Origin of the sequence: Chitinophaga sp., assembly GCF_019236475.1 — a bacterium.
GTDB lineage: Bacteria > Bacteroidota > Bacteroidia > Chitinophagales > Chitinophagaceae > Chitinophaga.
This window is the reverse complement of the sequence record NZ_JAFAIX010000004.1, coordinates 48,641-71,065: the sequence shown is the minus strand read 5'-3', so window position 1 is coordinate 71,065 and position 22,425 is coordinate 48,641. Positions and strand designations below refer to the sequence as shown.

The 22,425-nt window shown below is 44.7% G+C and carries 16 protein-coding genes; 4 read left to right on the top strand and 12 right to left on the bottom strand.

The window, feature by feature from the left end; genetic code table 11:
• Position 1: 1 nt before the first annotated feature.
• The 11 genes from JO154_RS04380 to JO154_RS04330 all read right to left on the bottom strand — a co-directional run bounded on the left by JO154_RS04380 (position 2) and on the right by JO154_RS04330 (position 16,886).
• A complete protein-coding gene (locus JO154_RS04380; protein WP_291942251.1) occupies positions 2-3,262 on the bottom strand; it encodes a carboxypeptidase regulatory-like domain-containing protein in 3,261 nt (1,086 codons plus the stop codon).
• 11 nt (positions 3,263-3,273) lie between these two features.
• Positions 3,274-4,254 carry a fasciclin domain-containing protein gene (locus JO154_RS04375; RefSeq protein ID WP_291942249.1) on the bottom strand — a complete coding sequence of 327 codons (981 nt, stop codon included), beginning with the start codon at positions 4,252-4,254 and terminating at the stop codon, positions 3,274-3,276.
• Positions 4,255-4,278: 24 nt separating this feature from the next.
• Positions 4,279-5,445 carry a fasciclin domain-containing protein gene (locus tag JO154_RS04370; RefSeq protein ID WP_291942246.1) on the bottom strand — a complete coding sequence of 389 codons (1,167 nt, stop codon included), beginning with the start codon at positions 5,443-5,445 and terminating at the stop codon, positions 4,279-4,281.
• A gap of 9 nt (positions 5,446-5,454) precedes the next feature.
• Positions 5,455-6,480, bottom strand: coding sequence for a fasciclin domain-containing protein (locus tag JO154_RS04365; RefSeq protein WP_291942243.1), 1,026 nt, complete (start codon positions 6,478-6,480; stop codon positions 5,455-5,457).
• 7 nt (positions 6,481-6,487) lie between these two features.
• The gene (locus JO154_RS04360) at positions 6,488-7,648 is read right to left on the bottom strand and encodes a hypothetical protein (RefSeq protein ID WP_291942240.1); all 1,161 of its coding nucleotides are present in this window, start codon (positions 7,646-7,648) and stop codon (positions 6,488-6,490) included.
• A gap of 9 nt (positions 7,649-7,657) precedes the next feature.
• Entirely contained in the window at positions 7,658-9,388 is a 1,731-nt protein-coding gene (locus JO154_RS04355; protein WP_291942213.1) for a hypothetical protein, read from the bottom strand.
• 25 nt (positions 9,389-9,413) lie between these two features.
• On the bottom strand, positions 9,414-12,854 hold the full coding sequence (locus JO154_RS04350) for a TonB-dependent receptor (protein ID WP_291942211.1): 3,441 nt from the start codon (positions 12,852-12,854) through the stop codon (positions 9,414-9,416).
• A 213-nt stretch (positions 12,855-13,067) separates the two neighbouring features.
• Entirely contained in the window at positions 13,068-14,033 is a 966-nt protein-coding gene (locus JO154_RS04345; protein ID WP_291942209.1) for a FecR family protein, read from the bottom strand.
• Between the two features lie 94 nt (positions 14,034-14,127).
• Entirely contained in the window at positions 14,128-14,727 is a 600-nt protein-coding gene (locus JO154_RS04340; protein ID WP_291942206.1) for an RNA polymerase sigma factor, read from the bottom strand.
• A gap of 67 nt (positions 14,728-14,794) precedes the next feature.
• A complete protein-coding gene (locus tag JO154_RS04335) occupies positions 14,795-15,559 on the bottom strand; it encodes a hypothetical protein (protein WP_291942204.1) in 765 nt (254 codons plus the stop codon).
• A 211-nt stretch (positions 15,560-15,770) separates the two neighbouring features.
• Entirely contained in the window at positions 15,771-16,886 is a 1,116-nt protein-coding gene (locus JO154_RS04330; RefSeq protein WP_291942201.1) for a transglutaminase domain-containing protein, read from the bottom strand.
• A 268-nt stretch (positions 16,887-17,154) separates the two neighbouring features.
• Here JO154_RS04330 and JO154_RS04325 point away from each other — a divergent pair, with 268 nt between their 5' ends.
• Together JO154_RS04325 and JO154_RS04320 are read left to right on the top strand one after the other, a co-directional pair.
• Positions 17,155-17,823 carry a metalloregulator ArsR/SmtB family transcription factor gene (locus tag JO154_RS04325; protein WP_291942199.1) on the top strand — a complete coding sequence of 223 codons (669 nt, stop codon included), beginning with the start codon at positions 17,155-17,157 and terminating at the stop codon, positions 17,821-17,823.
• 190 nt (positions 17,824-18,013) lie between these two features.
• On the top strand, positions 18,014-18,349 hold the full coding sequence (locus tag JO154_RS04320; protein WP_291942196.1) for a DUF4870 domain-containing protein: 336 nt from the start codon (positions 18,014-18,016) through the stop codon (positions 18,347-18,349).
• Positions 18,350-18,393: 44 nt separating this feature from the next.
• Here the strand turns inward: JO154_RS04320 and JO154_RS04315 are convergent, their stop codons facing one another.
• Positions 18,394-20,331 (bottom strand): LuxR C-terminal-related transcriptional regulator, encoded by a 1,938-nt coding sequence (locus tag JO154_RS04315; RefSeq protein WP_291942194.1) that lies wholly within the window; start codon positions 20,329-20,331, stop codon positions 18,394-18,396.
• Positions 20,332-20,755: 424 nt separating this feature from the next.
• On the opposite strand from JO154_RS04315, the gene JO154_RS04310 reads away from it, so the two are divergent.
• Both JO154_RS04310 and JO154_RS04305 read left to right on the top strand, forming a co-directional pair.
• Positions 20,756-21,085, top strand: coding sequence for a rhodanese-like domain-containing protein (locus JO154_RS04310; RefSeq protein ID WP_291942191.1), 330 nt, complete (start codon positions 20,756-20,758; stop codon positions 21,083-21,085).
• A 96-nt stretch (positions 21,086-21,181) separates the two neighbouring features.
• Complete coding sequence (locus JO154_RS04305) at positions 21,182-22,423, top strand: MFS transporter (RefSeq protein WP_291942187.1); 1,242 nt, start codon at positions 21,182-21,184, stop codon at positions 22,421-22,423.
• Positions 22,424-22,425 lie beyond the last annotated feature (2 nt).

Here is a 22,425-nt window from a genome sequence, read left to right as displayed (position 1 = left end):
ATTAGAAGGAATAGCGCAGCCCCATCTGCAACTGATATCGGGAATTGAAAAAGTCGATTGCATACGGCTGTCCAGGATCTGTAAACTGATATACCGGCGTATTCTCCTTCGTCTGACGACCAGGATATACTGGCGTCAATCCCACGCTGGCAGTAGAGTTGAAGGTATTCGGCGAGAAGTAGCTCCTTCCCCACTCTTTGTTCAGCAGGTTTGTCACGTTCATGATATCGAGGGTGAATGTCAGGTAGCTGCTACCAGGTTTAGCAGAAAGATGATATTCCTGCGCGAAATGAAAATCAGCCTGCGTATTCCATGGTGTACGTCCTCTATTTCTTTCTGTAAAATCGCCACGACGAGAGCGCAAGTAAGCATTACCATCTACATAGCGATTAAAGGCGTCTGCTTGGGCCTGTGCCGTTACTACATTACCTGATGCATCGGTGTAATCCTGGAAGTAATTGATGGCGTCTTTTGCCTGCGGAATGTATATCAGGCTCACCTGCTGCGGCAATCCTTGAGTACTATTGTTCACGATGCCGTATGTAAATGGAGAACCCGACTGGGCACTGAGAAACAGCGCCAGGTTGCTTACCCAGCGACTGTTCCAGGCCTTGCGGTAATCAGCCCTTACCACTATACGATGACGAATATCAAAATTGGAATAGGCCAGTTCCGGATTGTTCGGATTCAATGCCTGATTCAACTGCCAGTTACTTTCCATAGAGTTACGGATACCATTGGAAATGTCTTTAGACTCACCATAGGTATAAGCCAGGTTTATATTCAGCCCCATTTTATAATTACGGGATACGCTACCTGTAAGACTATACCGATATCCTTTCCGGGTATTGCTCAGCTCATAGGCATTGGCAAAACGAGGATCTATAGAACCAGCGTAAACAGGCTGTTTCATAGAGACATCATATCCGTAATACTTCGGATCGTCCTTGATGTTTACCTGCTGGAACATCACATCTTTTAAACTCTTGGTATAAATACCTTCCACGGTGAACTTATAGCCGTTCTCCGTAGTATAATCCATCGCCAGGCTGGCACGCACTACTTTAGGCATCACGAAACCATTATCCACCACATCTACCTGTGTTTTACCTCCATTCTTGTTATTGATCACTGCTCCATTCTGTTCAATGAAATCTGCAATGCCATTCTTACCAGGTTTCAATGGATCGGTTCCTTTTACAAATACCTGCTGATCTGCTTTCTGATCGAAAGAGCCATAACTATCCCCGTTATTGTAGTAGGCGTAAGCCAGCCATGCCAATGGAATACGGCCAGTGAACATACCCACCCCTCCGCGTAATATCAGTCGCTGATTACCTAACCAGTCGTAGCGGAAACCTAATCGAGGTGAGATCTGTACTTTATCAAAATAATTGTTCGTAATATGATTTAACGGCGTATAGTAGTAGGTGTTACCCAAGAATCCATCCTGTATCGCCGTTCTCGTTTTATCGCTCAGCAGTGGCGCTTGTGGAAGCAACGTATAGTCGGCACGTATACCCGGCGTCAAACGCAGTTTATCCGTCAGTTGGATTTCATCTTGGGCGTAAACACTCATCAGATCTACGTTAAACGACTGTGGATGCGACAGAATGTAGTCTCTACTATTATCTGTATAATTATAATTTCCTCTTACTCTCCAAGGATTGTTATTCAGGTAGTCATCGATGCTGAGATAGTCTACACGTCCGTTCCAACTGTTTACAAAGCCATATTTCACATGATACAATTCATTATGCGTACCAAAAAGGAAAGTATGTTTTCCTTTATACATCGTGAAGTTATCTGTGATCTCCCAGGTGCGTTGCTGCATGTTGAAGATGGCGGCCTCTCTATCCGTACCTAAGTAAATAGTGGTACCAGGCGTGCGCCCCATGATCTGCACCTGTGGCAGTGCGGGATTCGACTGTGGATCTCTTTTATCATTTACCACCGTATACCCCACAATCAGGCTGTTGGCCAGTTTAGGCGAAAAGCGGGTTTTCAGTTCCGCGACCGTGGAGGTTTGGTTATTCGTCTGTTTGTAAGCCATGCTGGTAAACCGGAAATCCTGTTGATCCCGGTCCATGATGAGGGCATCGGACAGGATGGTATTATTACGAATAGATAACTGATTTTTGGAATTGATGTTCCAATCCAATCGGTTAAAAAACTTGGCAGACTTGCTGGAAGCGTTGTAAATACCTCCAGTACCTGGATCGAATGCATTGCCATAGCGTTGTAGGGTTGCATTGCGGATATTTTCCTCATCTTTTACGCTGAGGATTTGCGCTGTTTCCTGTTGACCAGTCATCAACTGGGTAGGATCCTGACGGCCAGTTATTTCTTCGTTGGTAAAGAAGAACAGCTTATCCTTAATGATAGGAAAGCCCAATCTGATCCCGGTTTGATAATCATAAAAATCAGCATTCATCTTCCCCAGCTTCCCCGCTTTGTCTTTACCAACCATCCCTGCATTTCTACCCATCGCATAAACGGAACCTGTGAAAGTATTGCTACCACTGCGTGTTACAGCGTTGATACTACCACCTGTAAAGTTTCCGATTTTCACATCGAATGGCGCCAGGTATACTTGCATATCTTCAATCGCATCCAGGGATACCGGATTGGTATGTGTACTGGCGCCTGGCATACCGGAAGTACCGGTGATACCGCCTGTAGAAGGACTAAAGCCAATAGCGTCATTATTGATGGCGCCATCCAGGGTAACGTTGTTATAGCGGAAGTTGGTGCCGGCAAAGCTGTTATCTTTCGAGCCTTGTGGTACCATCCGCGTCATATCCTGGATGCTACGGTTGATGGTAGGCATATTACGCAGTTGCACGGCGCTAATATTCTGTCCAGCGCCATAAGCGCTCGCCGCTGGCGTTTTCTTACCTTTTACCACTACTTCAGATAATTGCTTTTTATCATCGGCCAATACCAGGTTGATGATTAATGGTTCTCCGAGTCGGACCATAATCCCATCTTGTTGCTGCGTGCCCATGCCCATCATGGATACAGTGATGGTAAACGGACCGCCTACACGTAATCCCGTGAGGTGATAACGTCCATCTGGTTCGGAGATGGTACCGTAGCGGGTGCCCGTTGGCGTATGAATGGCCAATACGGTGGCGCCAGGAACGGGCTGCCCTTTGGCATCCGTCACCTTACCATCTATACGGCCACTGGTTTCCTGGGCGCTGAGTCTGACTGCGAACAATGTACACAGCAGGAAACAAAGTATATACAGATTTCTCATTCCTTTAACGTTTAGAAGTTTTCCATCAATAGCTTGTCTATGACATGCAGTACGCCATTATTGGCTAGTACATTGGATTTCAACACCTGACAGGGTGTGGTATTACCAGCTCCTTGAATTGTAATTCCCGTATAGTCGACGCCGTTAGATAATAGATTAACCGTAGTGGTACTGTTGTTTAACATTGTCTGACTGGTGATATTATTGTCGCCGGTGGAAAGCACATAGTCATATATAAACCGGCGGTTATTCAGGATATGGAACTGCAGGAGGTTTTTCAGTACCGCCGGATCTGTATTGCGGATACTGTCTGTAGATGGGAATCCTGCATTCTTAAAGGCATCATTATTAGGAGCAAAAATGGTAAATGGTCCATCGCCGCGCAGTAACGTTTTCATATCCGCCTGTTGAAGTGCGGCATTGAAGAAGGTCAGCGACGGATCTGCTGCAACAGCGTCACTGATTTTATCCTGCGTCAGCGGTTGCATCACCGCATTGATGACCTGTATCAAACCATTGCTGGCAGGCATATTCTGAGCCGTAACCCGTGTGCCATTGATGGTGATGATGGTATCATTATTTTTTACCCAGTGGGTTACGAAGAGTTGTGTACCTGCTACCGTAGTGATTTGTTGATTAAAACGATAAGGCAGTTTATCCAGTTGCCATTGGCCGTTCAGGGTATGGTATTGTACCATATTTTTCAATACAATTCCGCTTTCCTGCGATACCATATCAATGGAATTATACCCCGCCCGCTGGAAGGCACTGTTATCCGGGATCAATACGGTGTATGGCCCCGCTGCGGTAAGACTTTTACCCAGGTTGGTAACGGTGAGGGCTGTATTAAAATAAGAGAAGTTAAACTTGTTATCTTCTATCACATACAGCAGGTTATTGGTACTACCGCCAACAGGCGCTGCGGGCTCCTTATCTTTTTTACAGGCGAAAAGCGACAGCAGCAAAGCGGCAGACAGTATATGTTTTTTCATCTTGTCTTAAAGTTTAAGGAGAAATTATTGATGCAGCAATCCATCGTCTATAATGTGCATCACACCATTCCGGAATACCAGGTCTGTTGTTTTCAGCGGCAATGCGCCTACTGTACTGCCAATTTCTTTTACCATTATGGTATTTCCTGTTTTGGAGAAATTCAGTCGAATATATTTCGGCGGCTCTCCACTTTGGCGTCCAGGTGTGATCATAAAATTGGACAACGAAGGATTATCCTGCATGTCATTGCTAAAGATCACCATGTTATAGTTCGCCGGTTCCGCACCGGTATAATCCAGGTGATGTGCCAGCAACATGGTATCCAGCGAGGTGTAGGTATAGCGATAGTAGCCTTTATCATCATAATTTGGCCAGTCTACTTCATACAAGAGCGCTCTTTGGCGCAGATCATCAATCGTATTGAATCCTGCCTTTTGAAAAGCCCTGTTGGTAGGCGCAAAAAAGGTAAAAGGAGAACATCTGGTACTGGTGGTCAGTAACTTCAGAAATCCTTGCTGCCCCCATGTTTGCTGGTATATACTATCGTTGATGCGACAAGCTTCCAACAGGAAAGTGAAATCAGGACTGGATTGCAGGTAATCGATCATATCCGTTTCTGCCTTTTTCTGTACTTCATCCAGCAGGTAAATAGTGCCGTTCGTACCTTCCAGCGCTTTATATGGATGTGCTTTACCATTCAACATCAGTTGATTATTATGCACGCCGATATACTGGAAATAGGTATAGGTAGTCCAGGAGTTATAATCTGAAAAATCCCCTCTTGTCAGCAAGCTTTTTACGGACATACTGCCACTGATACCCTTGATGGTAGCCGCTGGCACCCAAGTATTCAAGGTATGAAAGAGGAGCAGCGTATCCACGTCTTCCACAGACATACTGGCAATTTTATCCAACGTGATGCCTGCATTATTAAATGCCGCATCTGTGGGTACCAGCAACGTATAGGCTTGTAATACCTGCGCACTGATGATGGAATCCATATTGATTTTCTTCCAGGCAGCCTTGTAAATAGTACAATTGGTGCTGTCCAGGAGCTGGCGAATCGTTTTAGCCGGGCCTACATAATCAATGGGCTTACCGATTGGAGCTACCTGTGCATCCTTTTGGGTACAGGCCGTCCAACAGGTGGCTACTAACGCCAGTGTATATATTATCTTTCTAAATTTCATGATTACCGGTTATTTGATCAGCAAAGAATCTGGATACAACATGATATTATTGATACGGTGCAACACCCCGTTATTGAGCTGAAAGTCTTTACCAGCGTCTCCTCCGGCCATGCCAATATTATTGGGTCCGTGGTATCCCCATCTACCATTTGGCGCCCAGATGGTAATAGTTTTGGCAGGCGCTACGCCGTAACCATCTATTAACAGTCTGTCGTTGGCGCCACCTACCAGTTGTAGATCGTTGGAGAACAGGTGGTGCTGCTGTAATGCCAATGTGTAAACATTGAATGCCACCGGCCTGTATCGCTTTACATCCAATCTGTTGATACTATCAGCAGTGAGTTGATAGTTTAGGAAGACACTGTTCTGCGGGGCATATACCGTCAATGGTTGCACGGTTTTCAGTGCATCCCACTGGCCGGTTTTCTTCATGAGCTGTGCAAACAGCGTGAGACTCGTATCTGCCGCAATAAAATCCTGTATGTTACTTGATATGATTTTAGGCACAGATTGCAGTACATGCAATACCCCATTACGCAGCGCGATATTGCGTTTAGGCGCATCGTATACATCACAGCCACTTACAGAAGTTTTGTACGCATCTGCGTTCTTTCCCTGTACGACTACAGAAATATAAAGCGGTCCACCACCCAATGCGGTATAAATATTATCCAACTGGGATGGCAAATCCGTGATGTATACGCGGTTTGGTATGATGAGATTTTTCACAGCAGTACGTAAACTGTCTGTATTCATAGCTTTAAAATCTGATGCGGACTTAATACCGATGTTGTTAAACGCATTGTTGTCTGGCGCCCAGATGGTAAACAGTTTATCTGTGGCATTCAGGGAATCCAGATAACCAGTTTGTTGTAAAGCCGCTGCCAGCAGGCTCAGATCATAGTTATTGCGGATAAAATCCCCCGCCGATCTGATTTCACTATTGCGTTCCTGTTCTACTGTCAGATCTGTTTTCCGGCAACTGGCAGCTCCCAGGAAAATCAACAGCATATATAGTATGGTACTACGTTTCATAATCAGATTAATTGTAAATGGGAGGATCATACCTGCGTTGCAGCGTAGTGATATACAAGTTCCCGTTAACGTATTCCACCGTATTGACAGTGGCAAATGAGCGTGGATTATATTTACCAGAGCGAATAGATATCACTAATCCGCTATTGATATCTGCCATGGTATTGAATACCCCAATCGGCGCTTCCGGACCAATGGCCAGCGAAGTAAACAGGCCATAGCTTTCCTGGTTATTACCAAACGGCGTTTCAGGCGGTACACCAGGCAGCAAGAAGGTAAGCACCTGTCCTGTAGTACCGGCGTAGATATGACTAGCAGTGGTATCCGGGAATAAAGGGAAACTACTATACGGATGTACCACCGGGTCCTGTGAACGAATCAGCTTAGACGTGAATACGTTCCTGTAGCCATTGATACTTCTTCTATTGGTAGCAAACAGGGAATAGTATACGTTCATAGTATCACGTATCGCCCGGTTAAACCAAGAATTCAACGCGCCATAGTTGTAAGTATCTGAAAAGCCCTCTGAGCTGAGGTTATAAAAATTTACATATACCAGGGAGTCCGACAAAGGCAATTTTGTAAACTGTTCCTGGCGCAGATAAACGCCTGTTTTCCTCGTATAGATAGACTGTTCCAACACATTCATCGTATATACTTCTCCTTGATCCAGTCTTACCGTAGTATCCACCAATATATGCTTACGGATGTCCGCAGACAGCGAGTAGAATGCCTGGGTACTACGTGGCCTCGTCACAAACATGAAACGGTGTGTACCACTGCTGATCATCCCATAACCGGAAAGGTCATAACCGTTAACAATAGGCCCCACAGGGATTTTGGCGGTTCCTGGGAAATCTTTCTGGAACAGCGCGGTATTACCTGCATCCGGGTAAGGACGGGCCAGTTCGCCGCGTACATCCATGAAATCGAAAGTGATAGCCGCTCCTATAGGCGCACCGGAAGCATCCAATTGTGGATCTACCAGCATGGTCAGAAATGGTTGCGGTGCATCTTTATTGGCAATAGTGATATTATAAGTCAGGCAATTGAATACCCGCAGATAGGCCGGGGAACTTACTTCCGGGAAATCTGTTTTCCTGCATGCAGTTAGTAACAGTACTGCACCAGCCATCCATCGCAACAGGAAGTGATATGTTATTTTCATTGCAGTGAATTATTGGTTATGCTTAATGATGATCATTTTCGCAGGTACGTCTCCTGCTTTCTTAGGATTCAAAGAACCTACTAACGCTACCGTATACACGCCACATTCATAAGGTGGCAGGTTGACGGTTTTATATAGGTCTGGGCGAGCGATAAAATCAGTACCCTTCAATGAAGGAATCGCTTGAATCCAGTTACCTGGTAACATATTAGGCCCTGATGCATACGCCTGTAGCTTGTTTACACCGAGCACAGGACTAAACAACATATATGGGTTGGTAGTGATAATTTGCCCTTGTTGTAAGCGCTGACTGGCAGTTCCGCTATAAGTAAGGAAGCTGTTCAACAACTGGCCATCCGCACCCGTAAAGGTTACTTCAGGGATATCTGTACTCAGGTTCAGGAAGCGAATCCAGAAAGGCATGGTTACCTTGAATTGATTGGCAGAGCCATCATCCCCACTATTGTTGCGATTGGCGTAAAAACTACCACTGAGGTTATTGGCAACGGCTTTTACCACAGGTTGGCCTGTGGCATCCGGATAACACCAGATACTGTAGTTATCACTGCCGGAAATATTCACAGTAGTGGATCCCAGCGATTTACCACTAGCGTCCGTAACCTGTATGATATGATTGCCAGTGATAAAGATTTTATAGGGAGACGCATTCCCAAAGGCCAATACATCTTCCTGTATCGGCTGATTATCCACGCTAACACGGATATTATTGCTAGGGTATGCATTGACTGCTTGTATCCTACCCCAAGTGATATTCAGGGACTCCTTAATATCCGGGATAATACGATAGGCATTCAGCGTTGTCTGGCTACTGGTATTATTTCCTGCTGGATAGTAATCGAAAGCACTGCTAGCACAGACCATCACCGTATATACGCCTCCGGGTTGGAAGGTCTGACTAGGGGCATAGGTCAGCCATAAATCTGTTGGCGGATTATTCCCTACTGTCATGGTGGCGGTGGTGCCATTCAGTGTTTTCAGTTGCTCATCTGGGTTCACAGGTACTGCCGGCAATACTTTACCGTCATCTGTGATTACTTTGAACTGATAGGTACCATAAGGTAATTCGGTATAGTCGGAGTAGTTACCAGTGGCTACATGACTGGTCATGCCACTAACGGGCGTACCGTCTGCAAACACCAGTGTCATATTCCCTTCCAATCCCACTTTATCCGGTGCAGAACTAAGGTTCAGCAAGCGAATACGGAAATGCTTAGGGTCCGATGGGGGTGAAACAGATCGAGGAATCGCAAACAAGCTGTCAGAGCCGATTATGTCAGATGACTTGTGGTCTCCATACAACACATTATAATAATCGGTAGGTACACTCACATTCTCTTTTACCTGGAATACCTTCGGATATTGCATGTCTTTCATGCCATATGCCATCGAGCCCATCTTTACATTCGCCGTACCATCCTGGCGGATAAAGCGCTGTGGAATGGTGTAAGTCTTACCCAACCGGCCATTGCTGAAATAAATCGTCGGTCTGGTTTCTGCCTCTGTATATATTCCTTCAATACTGGGTGCAATAAAACTAGTCAGTGGCGTATCGTTAATAGTCAGTTCTGTGGCTCCTCTCCCGTAATTCATCAGCCTAACGGTAGATGAGGTTAAGGGTGGAACCGTCTGCTCTATGTAGACAAAGTCTTTTTTATCTTTCTTACAAGCCCACATACTGGCTAACAGCAGCATGGCCGAAAGATATTTTGCAGTTTTCATCATCATATTTTTTCGGGCTGTCACTTTAGAAAATATTGTAGTTAAGGCCAATCATGAACTCCGTACCGCGGTAGTAACTGCGACGGATATACGTATTCCCATAATACTTACCACCTGTTCCTGGGTTGGCATACACTTCTTGCCATGCTGGGTTCAGGATGTTCTTGGCATATCCTTTCAGTTGTAATCTTTTAGTGAGGTACTGACTGAAAACGAAGTCCAGTACCGGCGCTGGCCTGCTATACAAATCCGGTTCCCCTGTCAGGTTGATCTGGATCAGTCGCTCTCCTACTTCGTTGAAAGTGAGCGTCAAGTCTGTTCTGCTCGCAGGATTGCTGTAGTTGAGCCATACGTTCACAGAATAAGGCGCTTGTTCAAAGAGCGGACTATTAGAAGGAGAACGTCTGTCTACAATCCTGGAATCATTTAGGCGTTCAGTTGATTTTTTAATTTCACTCTGTGCCAGCAAGAGGTTACTACCCAGATTGAAATGTTTCAACGGACGCCACCATCTGCCCAGGTTTTTCACTACTTCCAGCTCAATACCGTATACACGTCCTTTGTTAGGATCATTTTCAAAACGGATAGAAGGGAATTCTGGGAAACGCGCATCCAGTCCGGTAGAATTAGCGCTGTAAACTTTAGTGAGCTGGTGGTCTATTTCCTTGTAGAACGCGGAAGCAGCGATCACCTCTCCTGCAGCAGGAAACCATTCCCAACGAAAATCGTAGTTAGTAGTGGTTTGGTTCACCAATTTAGGATTACCTACCACTAATGCAAATTGAAACGGATCAAACTCGAACACATTGGTGATCTCCCGTAACTCTGGTCTGGCAAGCGTTGTACTGTAGCCCAGGCGGAAGTTCATGTCCTGCTGAGGATTATAGGTGATATTGAGTGAATAGTAAGGAGTATAGTCTGTTTTATATACTGAATTCGGTTGTGTAAATACCAACTTCACGGTCTGACCATCTTTGTTAGGTGTGGTCAAACTAGGGTCCAGGAATACGCCGGCTGTATCTACGGCTGCTTGGATATCTGTCAGTTCAAATCGCGTACCGCCGGTTACACGGAGGTTCTTCAGCAAATGTAGATCCAGCATGCCATAGAAGGCGCGTGTTTCATAAAACCCTTTATAGTTGTTCGGTGATTTCTGGGCATTATAAAGGAATCCACCAATAGCTGGTTGGCCTTCTCCGGTGGCGCCACCAGGCAGTTTAACACCAATCTGATCATACCCAACGAGCCTGTCCAGGTTACCATGAACGGTGTACAATGCCATATTACCAGTAGAAGAAAAGTTCGAACCCGGCAGTGATAACACGTTTTCATTAAAGGTTCTATCGCGGTGCAGATAGTTCACCCCTGTTTTGAATTCCTGTCTTTGTCCGAATAAACGGAAAGGGAAAGAGAGGTCTGCTTTATAGTTATAGTTTGTTTCATGCAGGTTCCTATAACGGCGACCGTTAGGATCAGCCTGAATGATACCATAAGGTCCATAACCATTCACATAGCCAGAAACGAGGGAGTAATACACAGGCGTACCTTCTGGCGCGCCACCCGTATTAGGTAAACTTCCATTGCCGGTGTAACTGCCGCCACCGGCGGGTCTGTAAGCAGCCAAGTTCACAAAACGATAATCCGGATCATCCTGGCTGGAAGTAGAAGTAGCTAAATTATAACTGAGTCGCGGTGCATATTCCCTCGCTGAAAGACGATGCTCTCCTTGCAAGTTAAAAGTATTCAGGGTACGATAACTACGACGAAGGGAGTACACCACATTGCTCACTGTTCCTGGGAGTCCGGTATATTCATATGCGCCATAGAGGTTGCTGGCTTGCACTTCGGCGCCGCGGCTACCCATATACTGCATACTGATTTCGTTGCGCGCATTCACACGATAGGTCAATCCTCCCAGGAATCCATAGTTTAGTGTAGACGTTCCCGTATTTTCTTTATAGGAAATATATTTTCCCAGATTGATATTGTTAGGAGTGATATAATTTGGAATGATACGGGTACTGCTCACCTGGTTATTTCCGGTGAGTACCCCTTGATAGATGCTCCACTGGGTGAGATCACCGCCTTGGATATCTGTAGAACGTTGGTAGTAGTTTACGCCGGCAATAACACCCAGCTTATGTTTTTTAAATATGGTAAAACTGTTACCATAAGTTGCGGAATAGATCTGGTTCAATTTCGCGGTGGTATAGCGGGTAGTGAGTACCGGATCAAAGCCATGCATGATGCCATTGATTCTATTTACTTCTTGTCGCATGGCAGGATCATTGCCGCTATTAGCAATCATAGACTGCACCGAAGAAAATCCGCCAGGATATTGTTTTCCCAACTGCACGAAATCGTTGGAAAGGCCGGCATTTTTTACTTTCTGTCCGAGGAAACCAGGATCGCTATTATAGAAGCTGTTCACTTTTCCACCGAGACCGATATTGGAATTAAACCCAGCCTGTACGGTCACATTGAAAGTGGCGGAATCAGGAACAGAGCGGGTTTTCAGCTCGATGATACCAGCGGCTGCATCGGCAGGTTTATCGGGGGTATAGGTTTTATAAACAGTAATATTATCCAAAAGGCCAGCAGGAACGAGGTCCAGAGGAATAGCGCTTCTGTCAGGATCGGAAGATGCGAGTCGCACCCCATTCAACTGACCAATAACGCTGCGGTCTCCGAGACCACGTATCGCCACATATTTATCATCTGTAATTGTTACCCCAGAAACGCGTTGTAATGCCTGTGTGGTGGTGATACTCGCTGTTTTCTCAATATTAGCAGCAGAGATACCATCTTGCACGATAGCGGCAGCGCGGCGTTCAGACAGCACGGCCATTTCCGTGTTGGCTTTACGACGGGCCTGTACCTGTACTTCACTCAGTTGGGTACGCGAAGGTTTCAGGGAGATATTCAATGTAGTAGTACCTGCGCCTACATGCAGTTCCTGTTGTTCATAACCGATGTAGGTAATGAGCAAGGTAGCGCCGCCATCAGGGATATTGATGGTATACCGACCATTACCATCCGTGATAACGCCTCCCTGCTTGCCTTTGATGCGTACGCCTACGCCAGGCAGCGGAGTGCCGGTGGTTTTATCGATAATAACCCCTTTAACAGGCGGTGGCAGGTCGCTGGCAGGAATGATGGTGATTTTGTTGTCGGCATATATTTGTGCCGCCATTCCTGAAGAAGAGAGGAGATCTTTCAGGATATCCATCAACAGTTCATCTTGTGCATGCACGCTAACCTGTTTGATCCGGTCTACTTTTTCATCATTGAAGTAGATACGCACACCTGACTTGGTGGAAATTTGTTCCAATGCCGTTCTCAGAGGCTGTCCGTGAATGTCTAGCGACATCCGAATGTTATCGGCAGACTGCCCCCTGGAAGCGACGCTGGCCATTAGGTTGGTAACTGTGAGCGACAGCACCATTACGTAAAAAGAAATACGCATAACCCATTTTAAATAAGCACAGGGTTTCCCCAGGAAAAAATTCATACTTTTACCTTGTTAATTAGTTAATCCTTCGGGTGAGTAATTGACAGCGATGGGATGACGCGGTTTCTCAGGCCTGGTGTCATCAGCATCGCGACGAGCCGGATACGCTTGCGTTATCCGGTTTTTTGTTCTTAAGTAAATCTCTCAGTCATGGCATATATATTTTGGTCAGTTAATACAAATAGTGCCGTCAGTTTGCTTTTGCTGACGAAGGCCATAGACCTTCGAAAGAATATGTAATACATCGCTGAGCGATTGATTCCGGTCGAATGTGCCGGAAATCTCCATGGCTGCTTTATGTTTCGACAGTAACACCAACTTTTTACCATACCTATTTTCCAACGATACCAACACTTCACTCAACTGATCTTTTTCAAAAGTGAGTTTGCCTTCTTTCCATGACAACACCGAAGCCGCATGCACATTACGAACTAGCTCCGTACTATCGTTACCGTTAAAGCGGAACTCTTGATTGGCGGTCAGTACAGCCAATTTGGAACTGTCCTGCGCCCTACATACCATTACCTTTCCGCTAGCCACCGTGACCCGGTAGATATTCGGTGCGGGATAAGAACGAATACTGAAAGTGGTACCCAATACCTGTGTACGATACCCATTACTTTCAATAGTAAATGGATGTGCAGGATCTTGGTGAATATCAAAGTAGGCCTCTCCTTGCAGGTAGACGGTACGGTTTGCGCCAAACTGTTCTGGATAACGGAAATGGCTATTCGCATTCAGCCATACCACAGAGCTATCTGTGAGAATAATTTTGGTCAGTTGACCTTTGCGGGTATATACATCAATGAGCTTTGCTACCGGCGGTTTCTGAGGACTCCTACTTTTATACAGCAATCCGCCTGCTGTCACAATTGCGGCCGATAGCACAGATGCGGCCAGTTTCCACCAGGTACTACGCGATACCTGGAATTTCTTAACAACCGGTGTAATGCCGATCCGGTCGGAGATCTCAGCATACATCCGTTCGCCCAACTGGGCTTTATCTTCCTGGGAATCATCCAGTGGCGGCGTATGCAATTCATCGAACCATTGCTGGAGCGCTGCTTCCTCTTCCGGTGTAGCCTGACCGGATAAATAACTATCTATGCGTTGAATAATAGGATCTTCCTGCATACATTCTTTGTGCAACTGCTGTAATAGCAACAGTTCACATACTATTTACCTTTGCAGGAAAGAAACACCTACTGCATCCTGTATTAAATTAATGTTACGGCCTAACGGTGAGGATCACCATAATCATGATATAATCTTTCAGATTGCCTCTCATGATTTTAATCGCTTTCACCAGGTGATTGTTAACGGTTTTGGGAGAGATATTCAACGTGTCAGCGATCTGTTGGGTATTCAGTCCGTTCACGCGACTGAGCGTAAACACTTCTCGGCATTTATCCGGTAGCTGATTGATTTGTTGATGCACCATGGCATGCAGTTCATTGAATGCCAGTTGTTCCGAGGTATTGTGGGTAATTTCAGTGAGTTGGGCTTGTTGGAGATAACGTTGATGAATAGCTTGTTTACGGAAGGTTTTAAGAATCAGATTTCGGGAGACACCATATAACCATGCTGCTACCGGCCGTTGAGGGTCCAGTTCATCTTTTTGTAGCCAGAGTGTCACAAATACTTCCTGGGTAATTTCTTCCGCAGCATCTTTAGATCCTAGCTTATAGAAAGCCAGATCATACTGTTGCTCCCAATAGCGATCATAAATTTCCCGGAAAGCTGCTGCATCTCCTGTTTTTAGCTGGTATATCAGCTCCTTTTCATCAGGAAGGCATCCCATGTCGATTCCCATACGGTCAATTTCCATTCAAAAGTAATCAGCAGGAGGATGATTTGCAGATGAAATAATTGTTAATAACAAAAATGCCGTTATATCACTTCACTTTCCTGTAACTGTATGTTTTCCGCAGATAGGTCTTTCCATTTACAATATTATACATGCGAATTACACGACCTTTTTTGTCAAATTCATAATACCATGATTGATCATCTGCTCCCGGAGAACCTAAGTAAACAGCTTTCAATGCTGGCTCAGGATCCCTGTTAATAACCCTACGTTTCAGGCGACCATCCGGAAAATATTCAAATTGAGTAGTCGTGCTGTCCTGTTTCCCGTTTATTTCTTTTTTTTTAATGAGGAGGCCATTACTATAGGTCAGTTCAGTATATTTTTCAGTAGAATCGGTGACTCTTGTAAGCGCGGTATCAGCATAATCAGTTTGCAAATATTTCAATACAGAATCATGCTGCGCTTTAAGCTCATACAACCGCGTGATAGCATTTATCTGCCAAACGAGCCTGGTGATGATATCACCACGATAAGAATATTTATTTTCCAATGTGTCTTTTCTTCCGGGGTTGTTGAAATCGTATACAGATACCCGTAGGATTAGATCATTGTGATCATTGCAAGTATATAAGTATTTCCCTGTCAACACCTTCTTTTGGTAAGACTTCTCTTCCACTACTCTACCCAAAGAATCTGTTTTTTCCAGCAACCAGTATCCCTTTCCATAACCATTAAAGTATTTGGTTTTTATCCATACATTGGGAGGATGAAGCGATGTGAATTTTATAATCTGCGCCCGCAATTGGAAGCCGGGAAACAGCAGGAAAATAAAAATGATAATATGCTTCATCGGAAAAATAATAATGTTGTCTAGTAGTTTTTATCTGACAATTATAGGAAAGCTATATACTCTCAGATAGGCATAATATTGATACTACAGTAGCTACGTGAAACAAATGCGGTGGGGAGCAGCATTCATCTCCCTAAAACGGAAATGAATATACGAAATATTTGGGGGAACAAATGCGCTTGTCTTGCGTACAAGACAAGCGCATGCTATATTATGGCTTTTTCCAGAAGAGATTCGGGTTATTTGTTACTTCATGGGTAACTGTCACTTTTCCACTCTCTGATACTTCCCCTTTCTGGTTCAGTGCATCCAGTGGTACCAACTGAATGTATGCCAGTTCTTTACCAGCAATTCTGGTTTCACTGTCATAACCGCTGGCTACGAGGCATTCTATACGATACAGATTTTTAGCCATATATTTTTCAAGATACTGTTCTTTCGTTTTAGTGACCAACCGGTTCCAGTTGGCCTCTGGATTCAGGATCAGCGGTTTGTTATTTATCAGGCGTTCCCGTACTTCCTGTGGGCCCAGTAGTTCTCCTTTTTCATTCATCACATAAGCACCGAAAGTAGGGTCCATCCAAACCCATTTCTGCAGTTCTTCTGAATAGACTATATTAATCACATGACAATCGTCAAATTGCAGCTCTTTAGGCATACAGGTGATAAACCGGGATTTAAAGCCCATAGCCAGATAACATTCATTTAATACAGTAGCCATCATCCTACAGTTCACACCGCGTTTTTCACTATGACATACACTGATGATATCTAAAGCATTCCTTAATTTGGGATTATTACTATTACCATCATGCCTGATAACATTATGCACCCATTGCATCAGATTGATCATTTGGGAGACCTCATTTCCTTTGCCTGCAATGGAATCCAGGTTAAGATCCTGACGAATCTTTTTTAGCGCAGGATCTTCGGCCGACAAATAAGTAAACGTTGGTAATGCCTTGTTTTCATTATTATTATAGGCTTTGCCTTGTTTCAACATCTCCAGTCGGGATGGCTGATACTTCACCCTCGTCAGCGCGGAATCTTTTCCATTCAAGAGAATATAAAAATCCTTCGGAACTGCCTGATTTACACGGATAGTAATGGAATCGATATCCGTCAGGAACGTTACCGTTTTCCCGGAAGTGAGGTAGATATCCGGTTTGGCTTCCGGTGCAATCGTCCAATTGTCATTGGTAAATTGGTGGTCAACTTTAATCTTTACATTTTTGGCAGTAGCCCGGATAACAGGGATAGGTTTTTGTGCAAAGACGGTATAGGAAAACAACAATCCCGAAATTATTAATACAGTTTTCAATTGCATATAGGTGGAATATTTGGATAAAGACGAATGGATTAAATTAAAGTTGCATCCCGAGTTCCATAAATTATTTTAGGGAGATAACAGTCTCTCCTACTGCCTTTTCCCCACCCAAAAACCATTCAATTTATCCATTGAATAGATTTATTTACCTTTGCAGAAAGGACAAGCAATATCCGAAACAGCACTTCATTTATGAATTTTACAAGTGAGCAGCGGAGAAAGAAATGATCGCTTTGAGGGGCAGGGTATCTGGTCAAATTATCATGGTATGAATAAGAGAGATTTTAAAGATAAAGTGTATGGGGAATTATCCAAAGTAACCAAAGCTTTGAGTAATCCCCATCGCTTGGAGATCATAGACCTCTTGGCGCAAGGGCCATTTTCAGTGGAAGAAATCGCCCATTACACGGGTATGTCTGTTGCCAATGCCTCCCAACATTTGCAGACATTAAAGCATGCCAAACTGGTTAAGATCAGCCGGAACGGCAATTTTATTCATTATAGCCTGGCAGGAGAAAGCGTCTTCCATGCTTGGGCAGGACTCCGGGAATTAGGACTGGAATACAATGCGGAAGTTGAAAAAGTAGTCACCGATTTCAGAAAAGGCCATGGAGAAGTGACCTCTGTAGATGCGGCCTCCCTTGTCAAAAAGATCGAGAAAGAGGAAGTCATCCTCCTGGATGTAAGACCAGAAGAGGAATATAACCGCGGACATATCCATCGGGCTATTTCTGCCCCTGTAGATAAACTGAACGAACAATTAAAACACCTGGAAAAAAATAAAATGATCGTCGCTTATTGCCGCGGACCATTCTGTGTCTACGCCGATGAAGCGGTGGCCATGCTGAAAAAGAAAGGTTTTAATGCTGTGCGAATGAACGAAGGCTATCCCGATTGGGCACTCAGAGGTCTCCCCGTTGAACATACTACCACGTAGACGCATATACTAATATGCACATTTTACATATTTACAATTAATTTATAATCAATCATATAAAACCATTGTAGTTTTTTTGTAGCGCTATTTTCTGCAAATTGTAGATGTCTTGTAGTAGCTACATTTTTCGCGCTGAAGGGCCGGCGATCTAATTTTGCTGGAAATCATTCTTAAACAAAAAACCTCAGCTATGAAAACAAATCAATGGGCTATGATCGCTTATATCACAATTATCGGATGGATTGTAGCATATGTGAAAAGTAAAGACAATAAAAGCAGCCTGGTAAGCTATCACCTGGAACAGGCCCTCGGATTGGCCATCGCTGGTATGGTGTGGTGTATTGCTCTGAGTATCGTGATTGCGATCTTACCTGCTGCCCTGGCTGGTATTTTATCCATTGCAGGATTATTGCCGATTATCTTTATGGTTTTTGGAATCATCAATGCCAATAACGGTGTACAAAAACCAATTCCCGTAATTGGTAAATTCTTCCAAAACAAATTCGCTTTCTTACAGGAAGCTTAATAAAACGGGGCCGCGAGCTATAGCAGCGGCCCCGTTTTATTGTTTTAATTACCTGCTTCTTTCATCAAATAGGCATCCAGCCCCTCGTCTTTCCCCAGTCCCAGCTTCTGTTTGATTCGATACCGCGACATCAAGATACTCTTAGGCGCCACTCCCAACCTCGAAGAAATTTCCTTGGTCGACAACCCCATAGATATATAAGAACAATGCTTTAAATCAAGTCTGGTAAGACTATTATTCGCCTTCAATTGTAATCGGGAGAAGAACTCCGGATGAATATTTTCCAATTCTGTTTTCGCCGTTTCAAAATCCTCATCCATCCGCCGATCCTGGTCTATCATACGATTGATCTGCCCAATCAGGTTACGGTCGCCAGATTTCTCTTGCAATTTGGCTTGGAGGGTTTGCAGCAGTTCATTCTTTTGTTCCACTTGCAAAGTGCCCGCCAGTAAGTCTTTCTGGAGTTGCTCCTTCTGCGCCTGTATCAATTGCTGCTCCGCCAATGATCGGGCTGCCGCCTCGCTTTGCAACTGTGCTTGAAGGGCAGCTTCCTGTTTTTCCAACTCCAATGTTTTTGCTTCTTCCTCTTTCAGACGCACCTGTAATACGGCATCCTGCTTTTCTTTTTCCAACAATGCCTGCTGCTGAATAGTGGATTTGAGGTGAAAATGGTAAGATCGGAACAGGAAGATCAACGCCAATATAGAAGCGATGATTAATATGATATAGACAATATTCAGTTTCTTATTGAAAGCCGCTTTTTCCTGCAATGTTAGCAGTTGTTGTTCTCTTTGTTGGGTCTGGTACTGGGCTTCCAGTCTTTTCGCAATGGCCATTTTTTCTGCATCAAAGGCCGCAGCATAGTATTTGGTATGTTCCCTTTCATAATGCAGGGCGCCTGCCAGGTCCCCTTTTTTCTCCGAGACTTCCGACAAACTACTCATAAAATGCGCCATCAGATTATTATCTGGTACCGGCGATTCCTGTAGTATATGCAATCCCGTTAGTAGTAATCCTGCCGCTGCATCATAATGACCATCCGCTAGCTCGAAGCTGCTTTGCATACCGTAACTACTGGCAATTACTTCCTGTTGATTGGTAGCAATTCCAATATCCTGGGCGATCTTCAGATAATGTTGGGCGGAATCGCGGAAATTGCGAGGGAAAAACTCCGCATAGAGATTCGCGGTATTGAGAGCAATCACCCCTAGCGTACTGGAAAAACTGATCCGGTTCTTGTTTTGCTGATAAAATTGAATCGCTAAGCGATTGTAATACAGGGAAGAATCCAACAGTTCCCGCGCATTATTATCCTTGCCGAACCTATGCTCATAGCTGGTAGCTACGGCCTGGTAGGCATTACAGATATCATCCGGGTCCTGGACTTGCTTGGCCGCATCCAAGCAGGCAAACGCGTATCTGGACTGGTTATCCAGGTCGTCCCAATCTGCGTAAATAGCCGAAAGATTATAATATATGCTGGTGGTATAACTGTTAGGAGGCCTTTTTTCTCCGAATTTCAAGGCTTGTTGGAAGCTCTTCACCGCCTCATGTGGCTTGCCCACTCTCGTTTCCATCCAACCTTTACGGTACCAAACATTCTCCATAGTGAGTGGATCGCCGGATTGCTCCGCTAATAGAAAGGCACTGTCCAGTTGCTGGTTTACACCTTTAATATCTTCCTGCCCATACATAATAGACACCAAAGAGGAATGAGATTGTGCGGCATACTTACTGTCCTTCAACGAGTGACTCATAGACAAGGCCACTTGCGCGTTCGTCAAGGCGCCTTTGCGGTCTGTACTCAATAGGGCACGACTCAATTTTAACCGGGTCAACACCTGCTCCTCCGGTGTGAGCGTAGGTTGGGCCAACACTTTCTGTAGTGAGTCTACCACCGTTTGGGCAACCACGTTAGTTTTATACAACAAGCCCATCAGGGTACATAATAGTAATACCAGGCTTTTTTGGATACGGTTCATTCGGCAAAAATAACATTTGTAGATGTTTTGTAGATGCAAAAAATGATGTAGTGTAGTCACCTTGTAGAGGCTCAAAATCCATGAAATCCGCCATGAGCATATATTTTTGCACCAGAGTTCATCTACAGAAAGGATAGTAAAATAATCAATTGAAAAACCTGGACCCGTAGGCTGAACTTAACCTAACGTCTACGGCCTTTCGTCCTTTGTTTAGTTATTCCAAATATTTCCTTAACCCATAAAGAGGCCGCCTCCCCAAGAGGTGGCCTCTCTATTTTTGGAGAAGCCCCATTCACCACTCCCTGGTTTTAAGTGACTTATATAATCAAAGCGACTTTCATCTCCCGATAAATCAACTATTCAATGAAATTATTGAATAGTTGATATTATTTCCTACCTTTGAGTTTAATAAAGTAGGTAAATCATGAGCAATCCTATCATAACAGTGGAAGAACTGCACGAAATGCTGGCAACAGGAAAGGCTGTAACAATGCTGGATATTCGTCCGAAAGCACAAAGAGAAGAATGGCAAATAGCAGGCAGTCAGTTTGTAGATGCGTATAACCATCTACGTGAAGGCGACTATTCCGCACTGGATGCCATTGATATACCGGAAGGCACCCTCGCAGTCACCATCTGTGGCGCCGGAGGACTGAGCCTCATAGCGGCAGCAGCATTAATAAAAAGAGGCGTCCATGCCCTTTCCCTGGAAGGCGGCATGAAAGCCTGGGAAAGCAAATTTGGTAGGAACTGATACCAGGGCCATTTCGTAAATAGAAAATCAACCTGTTACTACGGAAATAGCTACACGGCTATTTCAGGTAGTTTTATTTAAAGCAACCATACAATAGTGGATATAAAGTTAGGATTAAAAGAAAACTGGAGGCAATTCTCATTACTCGTACTGGTCAATATGCTGGTAGGTGGAATGGTGGGATTGGAAAGAACAGTTGTTCCATTGGTAGGTACAGAAGAGTTTAAGATTGGATCGGACATAGTAGTTTTTTCTTTCATCATTGCCTTTGGCGTGGTGAAAGCCTTTACCAACCTCATTTCCGGGGTTTTGGCGGATAAATACACCCGCAAACGCGTACTGATATTGGGTTGGATTATCGGGTTGCCAGTGCCTTTCCTTTTGGCCTGGGGCCCTAGCTGGAATTGGATTATTGCGGCCAACATCCTCTTGGGCGTCAGCCAGGGACTCACCTGGTCTATGACCGTGAACATGAAAATTGACCTGGTAGGGCCTAAAAAACGCGGCTTCGCAATGGGTATCAATGAAGCGGCTGGCTATGGCGCTGTAGGTCTCACGGCCCTGCTGACTGGGTATCTTGCTGCCACCTACGGATTAAGACCACAGCCATTCTACATCGGTATATTTTATACGATTGCCGGGCTGATACTGTCGATCTTGGTGATCAAGGACACCCGCCAGCATGCACATCTGGAATCTGCCATGGTAACAGCCACTACTTCCGGAGAACAAGTGCATAAACCAAATCTGCTATGGGTATTTAAAGAAACAACTTTCCGCAATAAAAATCTCTTTTCCATTTCTCAGGCTGGTTTGATCAATAACTTGAATGATGGCATGTCATGGGGCGTTTTCCCATTACTGTTTATTTCCATGGGTGTAGGATTGGAAGGTGTAGGTTGGATTAAAGCGGTTTATCCGGTAGTATGGGGCGTAGGTCAGATTATTACAGGGCCATTGGCGGATCGTATAGGGAGAAAGCCATTAATCGTATGGGGCATGTTTGTCCAGGTATTGGGACATATCGTTATCGGGCTGGAATTCTTCTCCCCATTGACATCCGGCTTGGTGGGGTCTGTCTTCTTGGGAATGGGTACTGCCATGGTATACCCGGCCTTGCTGGCAGCAGTAAGCGATGCGGCGCATCCCTCCTGGAGAGCTTCATCCCTGGGCGTATATCGTTTTTGGAGAGATATCGGTTATGCCGTAGGCGCATTGATGGCGGGTATCGTAGCGCATTTCCTGGGACTTATCTGGGCAGTGCATATTGCAGGATTCGTCACCTTCCTTTCCGGAGTCGTGGTATGGATCAGGATGAAAGAAACGATGAAAAAATAATA